General features: G+C 65.2%; 17 protein-coding genes. 1 reads left to right on the top strand and 16 read right to left on the bottom strand.

Features of this window, described 5'->3' with window-relative positions; genetic code table 11:
- The first annotated feature begins 73 nt into the window (after positions 1-73).
- On the top strand, positions 74-283 hold the full coding sequence (locus tag WAB17_RS04400) for a hypothetical protein (protein ID WP_435418806.1): 210 nt from the start codon (positions 74-76) through the stop codon (positions 281-283).
- A gap of 4 nt (positions 284-287) precedes the next feature.
- Here WAB17_RS04400 and WAB17_RS04395 read toward each other — a convergent pair whose 3' ends face one another.
- From WAB17_RS04395 to WAB17_RS04320, 16 genes are read right to left on the bottom strand one after another with little or no spacing between them, the layout of a single operon-like run.
- Positions 288-2990 (bottom strand): conjugal transfer protein TraG N-terminal domain-containing protein, encoded by a 2703-nt coding sequence (locus tag WAB17_RS04395; RefSeq protein ID WP_435418805.1) that lies wholly within the window; start codon positions 2988-2990, stop codon positions 288-290.
- A gap of 12 nt (positions 2991-3002) precedes the next feature.
- Entirely contained in the window at positions 3003-4439 is a 1437-nt protein-coding gene (locus WAB17_RS04390; protein WP_435418804.1) for a conjugal transfer protein TraH, read from the bottom strand.
- Complete coding sequence (locus tag WAB17_RS04385) at positions 4429-5259, bottom strand: conjugal transfer protein TraF (protein ID WP_435418803.1); 831 nt, start codon at positions 5257-5259, stop codon at positions 4429-4431. The genes WAB17_RS04390 and WAB17_RS04385 overlap by 11 nt, the downstream gene beginning before the upstream one ends.
- On the bottom strand, positions 5256-6989 hold the full coding sequence (locus WAB17_RS04380; RefSeq protein WP_435418802.1) for a conjugal transfer protein TraN: 1734 nt from the start codon (positions 6987-6989) through the stop codon (positions 5256-5258). The genes WAB17_RS04385 and WAB17_RS04380 overlap by 4 nt, the downstream gene beginning before the upstream one ends.
- Positions 6986-7738: a type-F conjugative transfer system pilin assembly protein TrbC gene (trbC, locus tag WAB17_RS04375; protein ID WP_435418801.1), complete on the bottom strand. Its 753-nt coding sequence runs from the start codon at positions 7736-7738 to the stop codon at positions 6986-6988. Before trbC ends, WAB17_RS04380 begins: the two co-directional genes overlap by 4 nt.
- Positions 7735-8748 (bottom strand): conjugal transfer pilus assembly protein TraU, encoded by a 1014-nt coding sequence (traU, locus tag WAB17_RS04370; protein ID WP_435418800.1) that lies wholly within the window; start codon positions 8746-8748, stop codon positions 7735-7737. Before traU ends, trbC begins: the two co-directional genes overlap by 4 nt.
- Positions 8745-9383 (bottom strand): type-F conjugative transfer system protein TraW, encoded by a 639-nt coding sequence (gene traW, locus WAB17_RS04365; RefSeq protein WP_435418799.1) that lies wholly within the window; start codon positions 9381-9383, stop codon positions 8745-8747. The genes traU and traW overlap by 4 nt, the downstream gene beginning before the upstream one ends.
- Positions 9380-9901: a S26 family signal peptidase gene (locus WAB17_RS04360; RefSeq protein WP_435418798.1), complete on the bottom strand. Its 522-nt coding sequence runs from the start codon at positions 9899-9901 to the stop codon at positions 9380-9382. The genes traW and WAB17_RS04360 overlap by 4 nt, the downstream gene beginning before the upstream one ends.
- Positions 9898-10242 carry a TrbI F-type domain-containing protein gene (locus tag WAB17_RS04355; protein WP_435418797.1) on the bottom strand — a complete coding sequence of 115 codons (345 nt, stop codon included), beginning with the start codon at positions 10240-10242 and terminating at the stop codon, positions 9898-9900. The genes WAB17_RS04360 and WAB17_RS04355 overlap by 4 nt, the downstream gene beginning before the upstream one ends.
- 34 nt (positions 10243-10276) lie before the next feature.
- Positions 10277-10657 carry a hypothetical protein gene (locus WAB17_RS04350; protein WP_435418796.1) on the bottom strand — a complete coding sequence of 127 codons (381 nt, stop codon included), beginning with the start codon at positions 10655-10657 and terminating at the stop codon, positions 10277-10279.
- Positions 10654-13197, bottom strand: a complete 2544-nt coding sequence (traC, locus tag WAB17_RS04345; RefSeq protein ID WP_435418795.1) for a type IV secretion system protein TraC — start codon at positions 13195-13197, stop codon at positions 10654-10656. Before traC ends, WAB17_RS04350 begins: the two co-directional genes overlap by 4 nt.
- Positions 13194-13766 (bottom strand): hypothetical protein, encoded by a 573-nt coding sequence (locus WAB17_RS04340; RefSeq protein ID WP_435418794.1) that lies wholly within the window; start codon positions 13764-13766, stop codon positions 13194-13196. The genes traC and WAB17_RS04340 overlap by 4 nt, the downstream gene beginning before the upstream one ends.
- Positions 13763-14635 (bottom strand): DsbC family protein, encoded by an 873-nt coding sequence (locus WAB17_RS04335; RefSeq protein ID WP_435418793.1) that lies wholly within the window; start codon positions 14633-14635, stop codon positions 13763-13765. Before WAB17_RS04335 ends, WAB17_RS04340 begins: the two co-directional genes overlap by 4 nt.
- The gene (locus tag WAB17_RS04330; protein ID WP_435418792.1) at positions 14632-15948 is read right to left on the bottom strand and encodes a TraB/VirB10 family protein; all 1317 of its coding nucleotides are present in this window, start codon (positions 15946-15948) and stop codon (positions 14632-14634) included. Before WAB17_RS04330 ends, WAB17_RS04335 begins: the two co-directional genes overlap by 4 nt.
- Positions 15948-16763, bottom strand: a complete 816-nt coding sequence (locus tag WAB17_RS04325; protein WP_435418791.1) for a type-F conjugative transfer system secretin TraK — start codon at positions 16761-16763, stop codon at positions 15948-15950. The genes WAB17_RS04330 and WAB17_RS04325 overlap by 1 nt, the downstream gene beginning before the upstream one ends.
- Positions 16760-17329 (bottom strand): type IV conjugative transfer system protein TraE, encoded by a 570-nt coding sequence (locus tag WAB17_RS04320; RefSeq protein WP_435418790.1) that lies wholly within the window; start codon positions 17327-17329, stop codon positions 16760-16762. Before WAB17_RS04320 ends, WAB17_RS04325 begins: the two co-directional genes overlap by 4 nt.
- Positions 17330-17335: the final 6 nt, after the last annotated feature.

Raw genomic sequence — 17335 nt, 5'->3', positions numbered from 1 at the left:
GATGCATTAAGGCCAAAATTGGGCTTTGTGTCGCGATTTTCATACATTAAACTCGCCTCGATTGGAGAACGTCATGGCTGGGCGCGACGACCCCACGCAGAACTCGGAACATCACTGGGAAGGTCTGCAGGAGATCGATCGTGCGATCTCCGAAAATCGCCTCACGTCCTACTCATGGAAGAAGGCCTGGGCCGACCCATGGGGGCGGGTTGGCTTCATTACATTCGCGATCCTTCTCATAGCATTCATCATTTATGTGGTGATCTACGACTTGGTGCTTTGACCACCTACCATTCCTTTACGTCGTCGGCAGCTTCCTCGCTTGCGCCCGTGGCGCCCTGCGTCTGGCGGTCCAGGTAACCTCGAACGGTACCAATCCTTCCTCGACCGTGCCGACGAACCCGGTCGACCTCATCCGTGATGCCGGACCGATCCGGAGCATCGGGCATTGAGGGACCACCCGCAGAGCCCACGGCTCCCCTTGCGCGTACCTGCCCAGCACTCCCGATCCCGGGGCGGCTAACAGGAGCGAAGTCCGGCAGCGAAAGGTCGGCTTCGATGTCGTCCTGCAGCCGATCAGCATAGCTCTCGACAAACCGTGATTGCAGCTGCTGGCCGCGCGCGCTCATCTGGAACTCGATGTCATCGAAGCGCACCGGCCCGTAATAGTCGCGATTTGCTTCGATCTCGGCCATGCCCCATTCGCGATAAGCCTGGCTCAGGTTCAGCGTGCCTGCGGCGCTGTTGGCCTCGTACCAGCTGGCCTGGTTCTCGAGGCGGCTGGCCATCTCTTCGGCCCGACGCGCCTCTCGCGTGTAGCTCTCGGCTTCGGTCAGCGATCGGCTGAGACCCGACGAGCTGGTCGATACCTGCGATACCGAGCTCGAGCTCGTCTCGCGCAGGAAACCTTCACGCGTGTTCGACCAGTTGCGACTGTCGGAAAGTTGGCGCAACGTACCCATGATCCTACCGCGGTCTTCCGAGGCGATCCCGATATCGCTGTCCGTCCAAGTCTGATTGCGACCACCCCGCAATCCTGCAGACGCCTGTACCGGCCCCCTTTCTCCCTTCAGACCAATTCCAGCGTCACCATTCAAAAACCAAGAGACGGTAATGTCGTCGGATGCACGCCGGGACAGGCCAAACTGCTGCTGGAGCGTCCTCGAGGCATTGTCGACTTCGCTGAATGCCGTGCCGATGCTGTCGTTCGTCCCGACGCCGCTGACCGTGTCGGAGCTCTGACCCTGGCTGTAGGCGTTGCGGATCTCGCTGAACCGGGTGAGCGCAGAGCTCGTCGATTGCTGGGCGAGGTTGGCATAGGTCTCGCTCTGCGTCCGGCTCTGGCTCGCCATCGTTCCGAGGCGGCCGGTGAAATCCTGCCCCAGTGTCGGCGTGAACGGATAGCTTGAATTCGGGACAGCAGCGAACTCTCCATCGGGGAAGCTGGTGGTCTGCGTGCCGCTGTCGCTGAAACCACGCGTCTGCGTGGCGCCATAGGCGATGTTGGGTGCAAGATTGCCCTGCGCAAACTGGCGGGAAAACACCGTCGAATTGTCGATATTCGAATTGCCAAGCGAGACATTGCCGGTGCTTGCTTCGCGCGAGGCTTCCTCGGCCGCGTTCTGGCTCGGGTTGAGATAGCTCGTCGCCTGGCCCGAGATCGCCAGTGCACCGCGCGCCACCCCGCCAGCAAGGAACGGGATCGAGGCCACAAGATAGCCGGCCAAGATGCCGATATCGCTGTTGACGTCGCTCATGCCCGCAAAGGTCGCGAGGCTGAGACCCGTGCTGCCGCCAGTGGCGGCGACATCGCCCGCGCCTTTGAACATCAGGATCATGTGCAGGATGACGAAGAGCGGTCCCCACGCCGCAAGATAGAAGAAACCGGTGACGTAACCTCTCAATGCAATGGGTCCGGTCCGCGGCATCAGGAACAACGGAAACAGGACAGGGAACAGCGCGTAGAACACCACTGTCAGCACGACATTGAGGATTGGGACCCATTTCATCGCGTTGTGCGCGATCGAGGAATAGGTCCGCTCGGTCTGAATATCGGCCCGGGTCTGCGCAAAGACGTCGATACTGCCCGTTCCGCTCGCCCCTGCAAAGCCATGCATGGCCTGGTTCATGGCATTGATCGTCAGCACCTGGCGGAAGATGTCGCTCGCGCTGCGCGAGATGCCGGTGAGATACTGGTAGGCAATCGGGAGATCGGCCATGAGCTTGGCCTTGGCGAGTGCTTCGGTCTGGCGCGGATAAAGCTGACGCCCTGCGACAAGCGTCATCTCGTCAATGAGGCTCGCCCATTGCCCCGACAGCGCGGTGTAGGCTTCGCGGCAGGTGATGATCGAGGCCGTCACGCTATCGTCGGCCTGCCGGGTCAGGAATTTCTGCGCGCGCGCCGCGCTGCCCGGTGCAATCGTCGCCCAGATGTCATCGCTCTCGGACAGCTCCTTCATCGAGTAGCGGCCGAGCAGCAGATCGTAGAACACGCATTGCCGGATATGCTCGTCGAAGTTCGCAGCAAACTCTGGATCGGAAATGCGCAAGCTGCGCGTCGATTCGAGCAGCCGCGCGCCATAGATCATGCCGTTCTTGGAGTAGTTGAGGTCGTCCGGCAGGCCGAATACGAGCTCGGCAGAGCGGGTCAGATAGTCCCCCGCCTGGCTGGTGAAGCTTGCCATCAGGGCGAGCCCGAGCGGGACATTGGCGACCGTTGCCGGTGCCAGGCTCGGATTGACCCGGTCGGTCACATGGACGTCCATGCGCGGCACCATCAGGCACATGTAGATGAGCGTCGCACCGAGGAACCAGTTGAGCCAGGCCCGCCAGTCCTGGTTGAACGCGACCACGATGACCGCGAGCACCATGCCCATCACCAGCGCGACTTGAATCAGGCTCTTGTAGCCGCCCGCACCGGTCCAGGCGGCAACGGCGTTGAGGACATTGACGATGTACTCGCCGCCGCCGACCGTGAAAATCTCGACCATGCTGCCTGACCCTTATGGAACGATGGAGCGGGACTGCATCCCGCGCGACCAGTCGAGCGCGGCGGCCATCGACGGTGACATCGAGGCGGCGAGCATATTCTCGATCATCGCCGTCTTCTCGATGATCTGCATGATCGCGGAGACCCGCGCCTGTCCGGTCGCTTGCCGCTGGGCGAGGCTTGACCGGACCTCGGCGACCTGCGCGCGCCAGATCGCGAGCTTGGCTTCGTCGGCCGCAATGAAGCTCGCCATCGAGCGTCCGGCCTCTGCGGTGATGCGTTCGAGAATGGCATAGAGGAGATCGATGCTGGCGATCTCGGCCAGCGTGTCGCGGTCGTCGGTTGCCATCCCGCGTCCATAGGCCGCCTGCACGGTGAGGATCTTGTAGAGCGGCACCGATGCCACCTGGAGCAGCTCCTTCTCCTCGTCGCCGATCGCGGTGTCGCTGCGGATGGCCTCGACCATGCTGCCGATGAGCCGGGCAACGCGCGGCCGGATAGCCTTCGCGCTCGACAGGCTCATCTGCTGGAAAGTGGGGTTGAGACACTGGTCGGGCTCGTCGCACTGGAACACCCGCACCGACTGGCCCTGCGTCCCGTCGAGCAGCGCGGTCACCAGCGTCGAAGAGGCATCGCCCGCGAAGGGCACGAATTTGCCCGGCTCGTCGTCGCGGGGCGGCACGTAGATCACCGTGCCAATGAGCGTCATCGCATATTCGGCAAGGTCGCGATCGAAGGTGCCACCGGGGTTGAAGAAAGCGCTCTGCTTGAGGACGTGCCAGGTGTAATTGCGCGGCACACCGGGATTGACGTCGGCATAGTCGGCGCCGGCGCCCTCGTTGGTCGAGGCGCGCTGGCCGCGCGTCCCGCAACCATGCTTGGCCGCGGCATAGTCGGTGAAGATTCCTTCGGAGTTGCCGATCGCCTCGCAGATCGCCTTGTCCGCGAGATCGCCCTTTGGCCAGACGCCGCCGACCAGCCCCTGCGCCATCTCGCAGGAGTTGATCGAGAGATTGTTCATGAGCTGCGCCTTCTGGCTGAACTCCTGCATGATCTTCGAGCACTCGGGGCAGACGGTATCGATCGCGAGGCTGAAGGCGAACCCCACCGCATTGTTGGCGACGGCCTTCAAGAGCGCGACCATCTCGCTCGCGTTGATGAAGGAGAAGGATCCGGCGAAGATATCGATACCGCCGCAACCAGCGCGGGCGCGGGGCAGCTGGAGGTTCGCGATATTGGTCGTCTTTTGCGGGAAGCGCGTCCAGATATTGCCGAGGCTGTAATAGCCCGCCGACTGTCCTTCGAACGCGCTCGGCCCGGTGACATTGGCCGCAGCGCCCATATCGTCCATGAAACGGTCCATGCTGTCGCCGACGTTTGCGGCGACGGGGGACGCGACCATGCTGGCGGCAGCTATGGTGAGCGCCGCATTGCGGATGCTAGTAATCATGTCCGGCTTCCTTCGAGGTCAGGAGGTAGATGCGGTCCTGCAGCTCGTCGGCCGAGAGCACGCCGTAACCGATCGGGATCGGGCGCCTGGCCACGCTGTCCCACAGCACGAGCGCCGGGGTGATGCCGGGCTCGAGCCCCATGCGCGGCCGCTGGCCGCTTTCGACCTTGTAGTCGGGGAAGTGCCGGGACGGTCCACCATCGGTCGAGATCGCTCGGACCGTGATATGCCAGCGGTCCGCCACCGAGCGCACGATCGGGCTCATCACTTCGCACGCGCCGCAGGTCTGGGCGAAGAAGTAGAAGAGGCCATAGCGTTCGGAGAGCCTGGCCATCACCGCGTCGCGGTCGGCAGCGCGCGCGTCCTGCCATTGCTTCTTGGCAAGCGCGCCGACCGGTCTTTCGAGCGTGTAGTCGAGCTCGGGATCCTGCCAGATCGCGCGCTGCCAGACATCGGAGAACAGCGAAGCCCGGTCGAGCTGGGCACGCTGGAACCGGATATAGGCGGTGACGTTTTCCGGCGTCGGATAGAGGATCGCGCGCGCCTTGAGCTCGCGTAGTTCCCCCGTGACCGCGTCGAGCTCCTGCGTGGCGGTTACGTGGGCCGGTGGCGGCGCCATCTGCGGCTCGGCTTTCGGCTCCGGCCCGACGCAATAGAACCAGTAGCCGAGCCTCCGCTGCTCGCAGTAAAGGCTGTCTGCCGAGGCAGTTGGCACTGCCTGGCGCGCTTCCTGGGCAACTGCCGGAACGGGAAGCAATGCAGCGAGACACATGGCGAATACTGGGAGCGCCAGCATCGGCAGTGATTGGCGGCGCGTCATTGGCCACTCCTTGCGTAATAGTCTTCGATTTTCTGCTGGATGAGGATGCTGGTCTCGAGCTCGTCGGGGAGCCGCGCAGCCTCGGTGAACTCGGCATAGACCTCGCTGAAATCCATCTGGCTGAGGTCGAGCCGGGCGAATTCGTCGAGCGTGAAACCCTCGCACTGCTCTTCCTTGGGCTTGTCCCACGGCTTGGGCAGCTGGCGACGGCCCTGTTCCTGCAAGATCCGCGAGAGCTTGCTCTCGAAGCAGCAGTAGACCTTCTTCTTGGTCAGGCAGACGCCGAGGAACTTGTCCGAACAATAGGTCCCCACATAAGCGCACAGCCCCTGCGCATCGCGTTCGTGGAGCAGCACTTCCTCGCGGTTGCAGCCGAGCGCGACCAAGAGGCTGATCCCGGGGATGAGCGGGAAACCCTTACCCTTGCAGCAGTTGAGCACGCCGAAGACCTTGGAGGAGCAGGTGTTACGCGTGCCCCGGAACAGTGTCAGCGTCTCGGGATCGAACTGGCCGCGGGCCTCGTTCATCGCATGGAGGGCGGTGACGGCATCCTTGAACTCATCGTTCGCGGTGCGCTCGATCGTCTCGCAGCTGCCGTCGATGCAATAGACATCGCCGTCGCAGACAAACTGGGTGGAGCTGTCGTTCCCGGGAAGCGGGCACTCGTAGATGCGCTCCCAGGTCTCGCAGGGGGTTTCGTCAGTGAGACATTCCTCGCGGACAAAGCGGCAGGTGCCCTGGCTTTCGATGTCGGAGCAGTCGGTCGCCGCTTCGCGCGCGATACAGGTGTAGCTGCGTTGCCATTCCCAGCAGGGCCTGGTGACAGAGACGCCGTCGATCACGCGCGTCTGCGGATCAGTGTCGGTGCAAATCTCGGCGTCCAGCGTGCAATCGCTATTGCCTGCGAGACCTGTGCACTGGCTTTCGTCAGGGGTCGTTGTGACGGTGGTCGCCGTGGCGATGCGGTAGGGCGTCTGCCCCGCGAGCTCTTCGTCGCAGGTCAGCTCGGTAATCGGATCGCCCGGCTCGGTGCACCACTTGCGACCGCCGGACCAACCCCACTGCAGGCAAGGACCGTCCCGGTGTCCGGTCACCCGGCAAAGAGCGCCCGAAAACTCTTCGCAATCCGGCTCACCTGACAGGTTGAAGCTGCCCAATGGGCTGCAAAGGTAATGATACTGCGGTTGCTGGCTGACCCTGGTGACGAGCGGCACCGTGCATTGGCTAACCGACTGATCGATCCGTGTTCCCGTATTGCAGGTCGCGGTATAGCTGCCCGCCGACCCCGAACCGGGCGGCAGCGGCACGCACGATCCCTGGCTGCCCGAAATTGCCATGCCGCTGGTGTAGTCGAGCGGCGTCTCGTTGATCGCGAGGCTGCGGGCAATCACGTCCTCGATCTCGTTAGGCTCGAACCTTGCGCGATTGGCCATGCTGTCGCGGATGGTGCGCATCGGCGTGCTGGTCGTCGCCGCGCTGCGGGCGCGGGCCTCGATCTGCTCGGGATCGCGCGCGAGATCCTGCAGGTCGCGCGTGGCCTGCGGATCGAAATTGGGAACGCGCGCCGCGTCGGGATTGGTCGTTGCTGCCTCGCGCGCTTCGCCCAGCAGTTCGGTGGCAAAGTCCTTGCCATCGACCCGGGCTTCATCGCGGGTCTGAGCGTGAATGGAAGCCGCGCTTGTGAGGGCGACGAGTGCGGCAAGGAGAATGGCGAGGGTTCTGCCGGTCATGGTCGTTCCTCCCTGGAGAGCTGGCGCAGATGGAGGCGGGCAAGCTCGGCGCCCGGACCCTTGCCCGAGGCAAAGGTCTCGAGGACTTCGCCCACGCTGATGTTGCCGGCGATGCGGTCGTGCGGCGGCACCTCGCTGGTGCAATCGAACCCGTCGCATGGGCTGAACTCGGTGCTGAGCATGACGAAGCTCGGCGCGGCCTCGATGTTGAACGCGCGGAACAGCCGCGGATCGATGCCGAGCGAACCGGCCGCGTCGCGATTGCTCCAGATGGCGGCGAGCCGCTTCTTGAACGCCTCGCTGTTACCTTGCGGGAAGCCGCGCAGCACGGTGACGCCTCCCGCCCCGGTCATATCGTGGACCAGCGCTTTCAGCGCCTCGGGCGGCATCGACAGGCTGGCAAAGGCAATGAAGCGTGGAGCTCCACCGAGTGATGCTTTCTCGGCGGCGGCTTGCCCCGCGATCATCGCGTCGAAGTCGAGGACGGCGTCGGTCTCGATTGCCTCGATGCTGTCCGCATAGGCTGCGCGATTGGCCTGCGCTTGTGCGTGGATAGCTTGTGCATCCTCGGTCAGCGCCTCGGCGCGTTGGCGGACATTGGTGCTAAGCGCCTGCGCATCGTCGGCGTGTTCGGCCGCGCGCTCGCGGATCGCTTCGAGGTCGATGCCTTCGGGCGCGCTCTGGGCGAGAGCGAGGCCACCGAGGGTGACGGCAAGGCCGACGGGCAAAAGGAGGAGGTGCTTGTTCATAGCGCGCAGCAGTTCCGCTTGCGCCAGACGAGATATCCCATGTCTTCTCCGATGGCGGGGATGACTTGTCCGGCCGATTGAAAGGTGGTGGAGGCGCCGATAGGCGGGCAGGCATAGCGCCCCGAGGTCGCCGGGTTGGGGTTGGTGGCCTGGAAGCGGTATTGCTGCTTGCGCATCACCGGCATCAGATATTTGCCGCACAGGCCCTTGGACCCCATCGTTCCCCACGAGACGAGTTCGCGGTGGAGCTTGTAGGCGAAACGCGAGAGCACCAGCCGCGAGGCCTGCACATGGCCGATCGAGGCCGAGACATTGCCGTTCATCGGATACATCGACCCCTGGCAGCCCGCGCACCAGAACATCTCGTCGATCGGCAGCTTCGCGGTCGAGGCGACGCAGTCAGCCGCACAGGCAGCGAGCGCCAGCGGGTTGGCGAAGAGCACGGCCTCGGGGTTGATGATCGCGGTGAGCTCGGAATCCTGCCACAGCGGATCGATCTCGGAGATGTAGAGAATGTCGATTGAGCCCGATTCCAGGCACAGGAAATCGGCGACGATCTCCATCCAGTAGATCAGCGGATAGGCATACCAGTGGACATGCCAGCTCGAATAATACTGGCTCGCGCCGCCCACTGCCGATGGACCCGAGATCGAGCGAAAGCCGATATCGAAGCCCGGATCGAGTTTCATGCCGCCGAGGTTCACGAAGCACCACGGCTTCATGCTGACATCGGCAAGCCGAACGGGCTCCCAGAAGCCCATCGCGATCCCTGGCCTCAGACCGCACAGGCACACCGGCAGATCGGGATTATCGGGATCGGGCCGGCTCGACGGCCAGATGTCCAGCCCGCCGATGGAGATCGGGAACAGGCAAGACCAGCAGATGTCGGTGATCGGGTTGACGAAGCTGCCGGTGCAGCGTCCCGGACCGGCATCGGCCATGGCGGGCGTTGCGGTCGCTAGACCAAGAATGGCGGTCAGCATGAGCGCCAGCTTTCTTAAGTGCGTCATTGGGCTGTCCTCTTTTTCGGTGGCAGCGCGATTTCGCTGACCTCGAGCAGGCGGCCCTGCTGGCGCACGCGTGCGGGCACCGACCTGATCCCGAACCTTTCCGTGAGCTTGCCGCCCTGGTCGAAATAAAAGCGGCGCTGGCGGGCCTTCATCAGCTCGAGCGGCGCGCCCTTCACCAGGATCAGCTTTGCATTGGCGCCCTGCTTGAGCGCCCAGGCGAGCTGCTCGGGATCGTCGCCGTCGAGGAACAGGAGATCGGCGCGAAGGCCGACGCTGTCGAGTGGATTGACCCTCGTGCCAGCGGCATGGATCAGCTCGCCTTTTGCCCCGCGGATATCGGCAGCGAGCGTGATCGTCGGATCGAAGTGCCAGCGCCGCGCTTCGCTGGCCCGGACGATCCCCGCGACGGGGTCGGGCCGGTTCACCCGCGCGATCGTGCGGCGCTTCAGGCCTTCATTGAGCCGCGCGGTCTCACCCGAACGTTCCATCTGCGTCAGGCGCGAATGGATCTGCTTGAGGAGGTCGCGCTCGATCACGGGAAACACCGTGCCGCGCTGGCCATAGTCGCGCGCCAGTGCATGGGAGGGACAGAGCAGCACTGCAAGCAGGGTTACGGGGAGGATGAGCTTGCTCACAGGATCGCCCTCCCGCTGCCGAGGATCTGACCACGGCAGACGAAGCCGATCTCTGCGTAGCGGCTGTCGAGGCCGCGGGGATGGCTGGTCCCGGTGTAGAAGCAGCCGTCGGGGATCGGTCCTTCGGGGCCTTTGTGAAGCGCAATGCCGAGGCGGGTCTCATCGAGCCGCGCGGCGATCTTGCGACCGTTGATGAAGACCTCGTGGCCACGGTGGCTCACGACATCGCCCGGCACACCGAGCACCCGTTTACCGAAGAGCTGCGCGCCTTCTCCGAAATGCATTTCGACGAGCCTGCTTGCCGGCGGCTCGAAGAAGATCAGGCTGCCGCGCTCGATCCGCGCGTGCTTGTCGAGCCAGAAAGCCCAGTTGGGCAGGCTCGGGCTGGCGTTGATGAGGAAGGCATGGTCTTTCGCGAAGGCGTCGACCGCGCCCCATCCGAGCGGCAGAAGCACCAGTCCGGTCAGGACCAACGGCCGTTTGATCGTGCGGACAAGACGAGAGGCAAACTGCGTCACTGACGGCCTCCCTGCCCAAGCTGGCGGGCGATCCGCATGCGCAGTTCGTCGGTGGCATCGGGGGCATCGCCTGCGAGCACCGCTTCACCGACCAGCACCACGCGGCCATCGGTCCCCATTTCTGCAACGGCGCGCTCGGACGCCTGGAGGAAGGCGAGCACGCGCGCCTGACTTGCTTCGGGATCCTGTGCCCCGCGCGCTTCGGCATCGACGAAACCCGCGATGGTTTCGGCAAGCCGGACGGTGACGATCTGCTGGCGCGGCTCGGACAGCTCGCGGCTGACCCAAGCTACCCAGAGCAGTGCGATCGCGAGCGCGAGCACGCCAAGAATTCTGATCACCAGCGGGCGATTAAAAGATTGTAATCTGCGCGTGTCAGTCACGGTTTGCCTCCCGGGCCGGATGGTTGTCGAGATCGGCCGCAAGCCGCTTCAGGAAGCGGGGCATGCGAAACAGCGTCACAGCGCCCGCGAGGATGAGGAAGCAGCCCTTGAGGTCCTGGCTGAACAGGCTGCGGCGCAGCCCGTCGGCTTCGAGGTAGCGGTCCGACAGATTGGCGAGCTGGGTGAAGAGGCCGCCGAGGTCCCAGCCCGCAACGAAAAGGAAGAGCGCAAGCGGCAATCCCAGCACAATCAGCAGCGAAGTCGCGGCAAAGCGCGCGGTCTCGATGAGGACGAAGCAGCTCCCTTGCAGGAACGGCAGCAGGCTGCGGAGATTTGCCGGAGGGGTCCGGTCGGCAAGATGCGAGACCATCATTGTCCGCCTCCCGCCACGATGCGGATGGCATCGGCGAGGCTGTGCCCATGCCGCTCGCAGTCCTGGATCGCGGCATAAGTGTCGGGATCGGAGGAGTAGATCGTCGCCGAGAAGGGATCGAGCACGAGCCGGCCGACCGCTTCGGTCTCGGGGCCCTTGATGAAGACCTCGCTGTATTCGGTCCCCGAACGCTTGAGGCTGCGGATCAGCGTCTCGGTGCGGTCGTCCATGTCGAGCCGCGCGTTCGCCCTGAAATCGGCGATCGTCTCGGCCTTCTGCTGGAGCACCAGCATCCAGTCGCTGTTCTCGAGTGCTGCGCGCGCGCCATCGGACTTGTAATAGTCATTGAGGGACTGGGTCGCGGTCGCGAGCGCACCGCCATATTTGCGCGCGGTGCGGGCATAGGTCTCGACGAACTCGCCCATCGAGCCGCCCTTGAGCATGGCCCAGGCCTCGTCGATCAGCAGCAGCTTCTTGGTTGCTCGCGACGAGCGGGTCATCGCCTGGCTGGTCATGAACATGATCGCCGAAAGGACCACGCTGCGCAGTTCCTCGCGGGACGCGAGATCGCTCATCTCGAAGACGGTAAAATCATCATCGAGTGCGAAGCTCGCCTTGCCTGCAAAGAACCCGCCGTAGCTGCCGCCGCGGCAGAAGGGCGCGATCGCGGTGGCAAGATCGCGGCCCGCCTCGCTTTCCGATCCATGGAGCGCATGCGCGACATCGTCGACCGATGCGCCGCTTCCGAGTGCCTCCCAGGTCGCAGTCACGGCCCGGTCGATCAGTCCGCGCTCGGTGTCGCTCGGCGCGGTGCCGGGTCGCGCCATCTGGCCGACGATCGCCTTGATCATGGCGAAGCAATCGAGGCGGTAGTCCTCGTCTTCGTGCGCACGGGCATCGTCGACCATCGAGAAGGGGTTCAGGGAAAAGCCCGAGGCGAGCGTGAACTCGACGAAGCGTCCGCCCTGCAATTTGACCGAATGCTCGAAGCTGCGCCCGTCGTCGATCACGACGACCTTGGCGCCTGCGCCGCGCAAGGCGGCGCAAAGCTCCTGCAGCAGCACCGATTTGCCCGAGCCCGACTTGCCGCAGATCGCGATATTGTGATTGCCGGCAGTGTTCTCGAATGGCGACCACCAGAAGGGCTGGCCGCGGCGGCCGACAAGCAGGAGGTGCGGGATCACGCCGCCGAGATATTCCCCCTGCATCGGCGCGATATGCGCCGCCGTCGTCGAGAGCATGGTCTTGAGGCGCTTTAGCCGCGCCATGTCGTCGGCGAGGCCATCGGCGAGGCTCAAGGGAAAGGCAGCGACGAGGCCCTGCAGCTGGAGGAAGCGCTCATCGGCTAGGTCCCATCCGGCCGCCTTGTAGATCGCCTTGATGATGCGTTCGTGCGCGTCGCCCTGGCCGAGCGGCGAGATGCTGGTGAGCCCGTAGAACAGCTTGACGAGCTTCTTGCCGGCCTGGAGTTCGGCCTGGACGTGGCGCCATTCGGCCGACTGTTCGGCGAGCTTGGGCAAGAAACGCGCGCTCTTGGTCTGGCTGAGGCTGGTCGTGCGCATGAACTTGAAGCCCGCGCGCGCCGATGCGGCTTCCTGGTCGGGGTAGACGAGGCACAGCATGGTCGCCGTCGGACAGGGGAAGCGCAGCTTGTCGGTGAACATGTCGCCGATGAGCCGCGCACATTCCCAGGGTGCCCAGCGCTCAGGGGTAGAGCGCACGGCATAATGCCGAACGTCGAAATGGTCGGGATAGCATTCGCCGACTTCGGGATTGCCCTCCTCGTCGCGGCCGGTCTCGCGAAAGCGCTCGGTCCTGAGGATCAGGCGATCATCGCCGACCTCGAGCTCGATGTCGCGGCGGATCGCCTGGACATCGAGCGTATCGTGCGGGTTCCACGCATGGATGTCGGTCTCGTGCGCGGTGGTCGGCGAGGTGAGCTCGTCGATCAGCGCCAGCAATCCGCCCGGACGCAGCTCTTGCGCGGAGAGGCCGAGTGAATGGAGCATGCCCATCAGCCCTTCGCGGCATTCGGAGAGTTCGGCATCGGTCACGCTGCCGGGCACGGGCACGCCGAGCGAGACGATCAGCCGGACGTTGCGGGCATGGAAGGGCGCATGCGCCGAGCCCGAGCTCCAGACGAGATCGTAAAGGCGCCTGGTGCGCGCCCTGGCGATCGCCTCGTAGATCCCGCCCTGCTCATAGCGCGGAGCGAACCAGGGGCCGACCACGCTGCCGATCCGCGGAGATGCGAAGTTCAGGACCTGGAGGCAGGCGCCCTGTGGCAGGCCTTCGGAGAAGAACTGGCCGAGGATCTCGCCGGTTCGCTCGTCGGCCCCGATGAGCGGGGTGACTTCGAGCACGAAGCCCTTCGAGCGGGCGTTGCGGTAGAGCTTCGCCCCCTCGTCATAGACCCGGTAGGGCAGCCAGTCCGAAAGCATGTCGAGCCCGAAATGCGACTGCGGCTTCTCGGGGCGTGCCGTGTCGGCAAACAGGCCCCGCGAGAGTGCGTCGCGCGCGGCAGCAAGGGATAGCGTCACTGGCTCTCTCCTTCGGTCATGTCAGAGTGGGGGACCGGCTCGCGGGGAGGGGAAAACGAGCCAGGTCCCCCGGATTCCGGCGCGTCGGCGCCGGGCATCGCCGGAACGGGCTGCGAGGGGATGAACAGCTGTTCCGGCAATGTGTCTGTGGGTTGGAAATCGGGTGCGGGGTTGCCTTCGCGCGTCGCGGCAATGGTCGATGCCAGCGAGCGCAGGACTTCGCGGCGGCCCTGCGGGGCGCGCCAGCCTGTCCCTGCCTGTTCGGGCAGCGTCAGGTGAACGACGCGCGCCTCATGGTCGCGGCCCGCCGCGTCGCGGTAGGGCGTCAGCACGACCTGCAGGCGGCGAACCGCTTCGCCGGTCGTGGTCACCGCCCGCTGCACGTCAGACGTGTTGGCCTTTTCGATGCCGGTCGCCCCGGCATCGATCGCGGAGGTCGGCGCGCAGGTCCCTTCGGGAGCGCGGCAGGCGAAACTGCCTTTGACGTTTCCGCCAAGGCTGGCGCAGCCACTGGCCAAAAGGAGCGGCGCGGCGAGTACCACGGCGCGAAGGATCGGGAGCCGGTTCATTGCGCCTCTCCCTTGCCCTCGGCGACGAAGCGGCGGATCGCCGCGGCATCGCGGTAGCCATGAAGCACCGCCCCATCGCGGGCGCGCACAATGACCGGAGTTCCGGCAATCCCATTGGCCTTAGCGAAGGCTTCGTTGGCATCGAGCGCCTTGGCGTCCTTGCAGGTCTTGCCGGTCGCCGGTGCCTGACCGGCGTAGGCCGCATGGAGCGCCTTTGCCGGATCCTTGGCGCACAGCACGGCCTCGGAAATCTTGCGGCTTGCCGCGCCGAAGATCGAGATCGGTCGCTCTTCGACATGGACCTTGGCTTTGGCGAGTTCGCCCGCCAGGCGCTGGCAGTAGCCGCACTGGAAGTCCGAGAAGACGACCAGGCGTTCGCCCTTGGGGTTGCCCCAGTGGATCGCGCCTGCAGCCGGAAGCGACGAGAGGTCGACATGGCTGGCAGCCGCCTGGACGGGCGCTTCGTCGCGACCCGCCGGGGCGTCGCTGGCTACGCGCGCCGCACCGGCCGCGAGCAGGTCGGGATTGAGTTCGAGCAGGCGGGCGGCGGTAACGTCGCGCCGTTCTTCCATGTCGTAGAGACGGCCCACGAAGAGATAGCGGGCGGTCTCGTCGATGTAGAACAGCGTGTCGCCCGAGACGACTTCGCACCAGGGGCCCAGCGTGTCGCAGTTGATCGCATCGATCGGGGTCCTGGGCAGCCGCAGTTTCAGTGCCCGCGCGACATCGCTCGCCATGCCCGCGGCGCTCGCAGGCATCGCGGTTACGGCGGAGACGCCGAGCGTCAGCACGGCGGCGGCGCTCGAGAGGGCAAGGGCAAGGTGGGCGGCGCGGGCCTTCAGGCTTGGCGGCGAGTCATTGTAGTTCATTTGGAGGGGCTCCTGACGTGGACGCCGTCGAGAAAGACGATCTCGACCTCGATGCCGGTCGGCATCTCGACGACGGGTTGGTATTGTTCGGCGCGTTCGATGAGGTATCGGCTGACGGTGTCGGCGGCTTCGCCGGCACCCTGGCCAAAGCCACCGGCGAGGATGTCGGTCGGCGATAGCGCTTCGCGCTGACCGTTGGCGCCGACCTGACCGGTGAAGATGCCGTTGGCGTTGGCGGAAAATCCGCGTCCGAACCCGCCGACGATCCCGGCCAGCAGCGCCTGGCTGACAAGGCTGCCTTCGCGGCTGACCACGCGGCCACGCACACCCGACTTTCCGGCAAAGGAGATGAACCCCTTGACCTCGCTGACCGCGAAGCGGCCACCGGGCTGCGCGCAGGTCATGCGCACCAGCTTGACGTAGACCTTCTCGGCCGAGAGATCGCCGCGCGCCGCGCCATTGACGAGGCAGCCGGAAATATCGGTGGTGAGCAGCTTGTTGCCGCGCATCACCGATCGGGCCGGACCGGTGATCCGGAGCACCACGGGAAGCGGATCGCTCTGGCTGGCAACGCCGGTCGAGGCGTCGACACCCACGATGACCGTTGCCGGTGCGTAGCTGTTGGGAGGCAGGTAATCGCGGCTCGCTTCGAGCAGCAGTGCGGGCGCAGTCTCTGCCGCGCGCGGCTTGCCGTCCTTGCCCGGCTCAGCGCTGAAACTCATCAGGCTGAGCTGTCCGCCCTGCCCTTCCGGCGCTCCTTGCGGTGGCTGGACAGCGCCACCCGTTCCCACGCCGGGACCATAGGCCGGTGGTGGTGGCAGCGGCGGCGCGGTTGCAGGCGCCTTCGCGGCTTCGCTGAGCTGTGACCGCAGATTGGCGTTCTCGGCCGAAATCGCGTCGATCGCCGCCTGCCCGTCGGAGCGCATCTGCGCGTTCTCGCTGCGCAGCGCTTCGAGCTCCTGCTCGATCTCGGGTCGCGGTAGCTGCGATTGCTGCAGATCCTTGATCGCGCGGCCCTGTGCATCGAGCCGGTTGCCGTAGCTCGCGACGAATTCGCGCTGCGAGAGGTTGCGATTGACGAGGCCGCCGGTGTCGATCGTCGCCGCACCATTGGCATCACTGCCGCCCTCGTCGCCGTCGCCGCCGAAGATGAACATCCCGCCGCCGATGAGCGCGACGGCCCCGATCCCGGCGAGCAGCATCTTCTGGCGCTGCGCGATCTGCGAATTGAGGTTGCGCCGCCCGCTTTCGCGCGCTTCCGGCGAGCCCGGCAGAGGCCTTTTTTCGGCGTCCTTCTGTGGTGCCTCGGCCATCAGTCGAGCCCTCCCTTGGCAAAGACAAGGAAGGCACTGGTCGCTTCACCGGGAGCGAGTGCATCGCGGCCATAGGCAAAGGCGAGCGCGCCTGCGGGACCTTCGCGCTCGGAGCCAAGCGCAAGGCTCTCCTGGCCGAGGTTGCGTACGAGGAAGCGCTGTCCGGTGAGTTCATCGCCCTGGTATTCGGCGACCAGCTGGACCTCGATCCCGCCGGTACGGCGCGGAGCCGAAAGTTCGGCGCGGGCAGTGAAACCGGGCAGGACGGCATCGCTTGCCATCGCCTCGATCAGGCGGATCGCGGCGTCCTCCGGCCCGGTCTCGGTCTCCCATTCGGTGGCCTCGGCCTTAGCGAGCGCGGGATTGGTGATGAAGAGCTGGGTCGCTTCCTCGCCGCCGAGGCGGCAGGCGAACTTGTAGACGTAGCCCGCCTTGCTGGTCGCAAAGAAGCTGACCCGGGGAGCGGCAAATTGCGGGGGCACGGAGATATAGATGTCTCCGCGCACTGGCTCGTGCGTCACCTGGAAGTCGTTGTAGGGAAAGCCGCTCGCGATCTTCGAGACATTGGCAAAGCCGTCATCGATGAGCGCGATCCGGGTGAGTTCGCCGCGGGCGAGCTCGCAGTCGATCGTCGCATTGTCGGCCGCTTCGACGAACTGGTCGGCATACGCCGGGACCGGCGCGAGCGCGAAGGCAAGTACGGCGAGGCCGGTCAGCTTGAGCCCGGGATCGGGGCGCCTTGTCGCGCCGATCGCGAAACAGGCAAGGCCGGTTCCGGCAAGCGCAGCGGCGAGGGGAGATGGGAGAAGGCTCATTGGCCGGGTTCCTCCTTGTCGGTGGGAAGTTGCTCGAAGCCGGCGAGCGCGAGGCTGAGGCCACGCTTCGACCAGCGGAAACGGAAGGAGCGGCGCTGGCTCGCGATCACCTGCGCGCCGACAAAGGTCTTGAGCGTGCCGGTGGCGGTCGAGGTCAGAGCCTTGGGATCAACGTGCATTTCCGCGATCACGAAGGCCTGGCTGATGTCCGAGCCGCGCTGTTCCTCGACGATTCTGATGAGCTCGGCCTTGAGGCGGCCGTGCGCGGCGGGATCGGCGAGCTTCAGGATGTTCGCCATCCAGTAGTCGAGGCTCTCGGGTGCCCGGTTGAGAAGCATCAGCGCCGTGTCGCGGGTGACGAGCTCGAGATAAGGCGCATCTATCCCGCCGCTCGAAACGGTGATCCGCTCAGCAGTGATCGGGACCAGCACCACCTGCTCGTCGCGGGTGACCGCCGCGCCGAGGCTGACCAGCGTGGTCAGGCCAAGGACACCTGCCAGCACGGCAAAACGATTGCGTTGCCGGAGGTAGGTCTGCGCCTGTTCGTGCGCGAATTCTGCTCGCATGGGTCG

Source organism: Parerythrobacter aurantius (assembly GCF_045291475.1).
GTDB lineage: Bacteria > Pseudomonadota > Alphaproteobacteria > Sphingomonadales > Sphingomonadaceae > Parerythrobacter > Parerythrobacter aurantius.
The sequence above is the reverse complement of the archived record's forward strand: the minus strand, read 5'-3'. Positions and strand labels throughout refer to the sequence as shown.

Coding starts and splice junctions, on each gene's coding strand:
- WAB17_RS04400 (WP_435418806.1), top strand. CDS start 74: ATGGCTGGGCGCGACGACCCCACGCAGAACTCGGAACATCACTGGGAA.
- WAB17_RS04395 (WP_435418805.1), bottom strand. CDS start 2,990: ATGGTCGAGATTTTCACGGTCGGCGGCGGCGAGTACATCGTCAATGTC.
- WAB17_RS04390 (WP_435418804.1), bottom strand. CDS start 4,439: ATGATTACTAGCATCCGCAATGCGGCGCTCACCATAGCTGCCGCCAGC.
- WAB17_RS04385 (WP_435418803.1), bottom strand. CDS start 5,259: ATGACGCGCCGCCAATCACTGCCGATGCTGGCGCTCCCAGTATTCGCC.
- WAB17_RS04380 (WP_435418802.1), bottom strand. CDS start 6,989: ATGACCGGCAGAACCCTCGCCATTCTCCTTGCCGCACTCGTCGCCCTC.
- trbC (WP_435418801.1), bottom strand. CDS start 7,738: ATGAACAAGCACCTCCTCCTTTTGCCCGTCGGCCTTGCCGTCACCCTC.
- traU (WP_435418800.1), bottom strand. CDS start 8,748: ATGACGCACTTAAGAAAGCTGGCGCTCATGCTGACCGCCATTCTTGGT.
- WAB17_RS04350 (WP_435418796.1), bottom strand. CDS start 10,657: ATGATGGTCTCGCATCTTGCCGACCGGACCCCTCCGGCAAATCTCCGC.
- WAB17_RS04340 (WP_435418794.1), bottom strand. CDS start 13,766: ATGAACCGGCTCCCGATCCTTCGCGCCGTGGTACTCGCCGCGCCGCTC.
- WAB17_RS04335 (WP_435418793.1), bottom strand. CDS start 14,635: ATGAACTACAATGACTCGCCGCCAAGCCTGAAGGCCCGCGCCGCCCAC.
- WAB17_RS04330 (WP_435418792.1), bottom strand. CDS start 15,948: ATGGCCGAGGCACCACAGAAGGACGCCGAAAAAAGGCCTCTGCCGGGC.
- WAB17_RS04325 (WP_435418791.1), bottom strand. CDS start 16,763: ATGAGCCTTCTCCCATCTCCCCTCGCCGCTGCGCTTGCCGGAACCGGC.
- WAB17_RS04320 (WP_435418790.1), bottom strand. CDS start 17,329: ATGCGAGCAGAATTCGCGCACGAACAGGCGCAGACCTACCTCCGGCAA.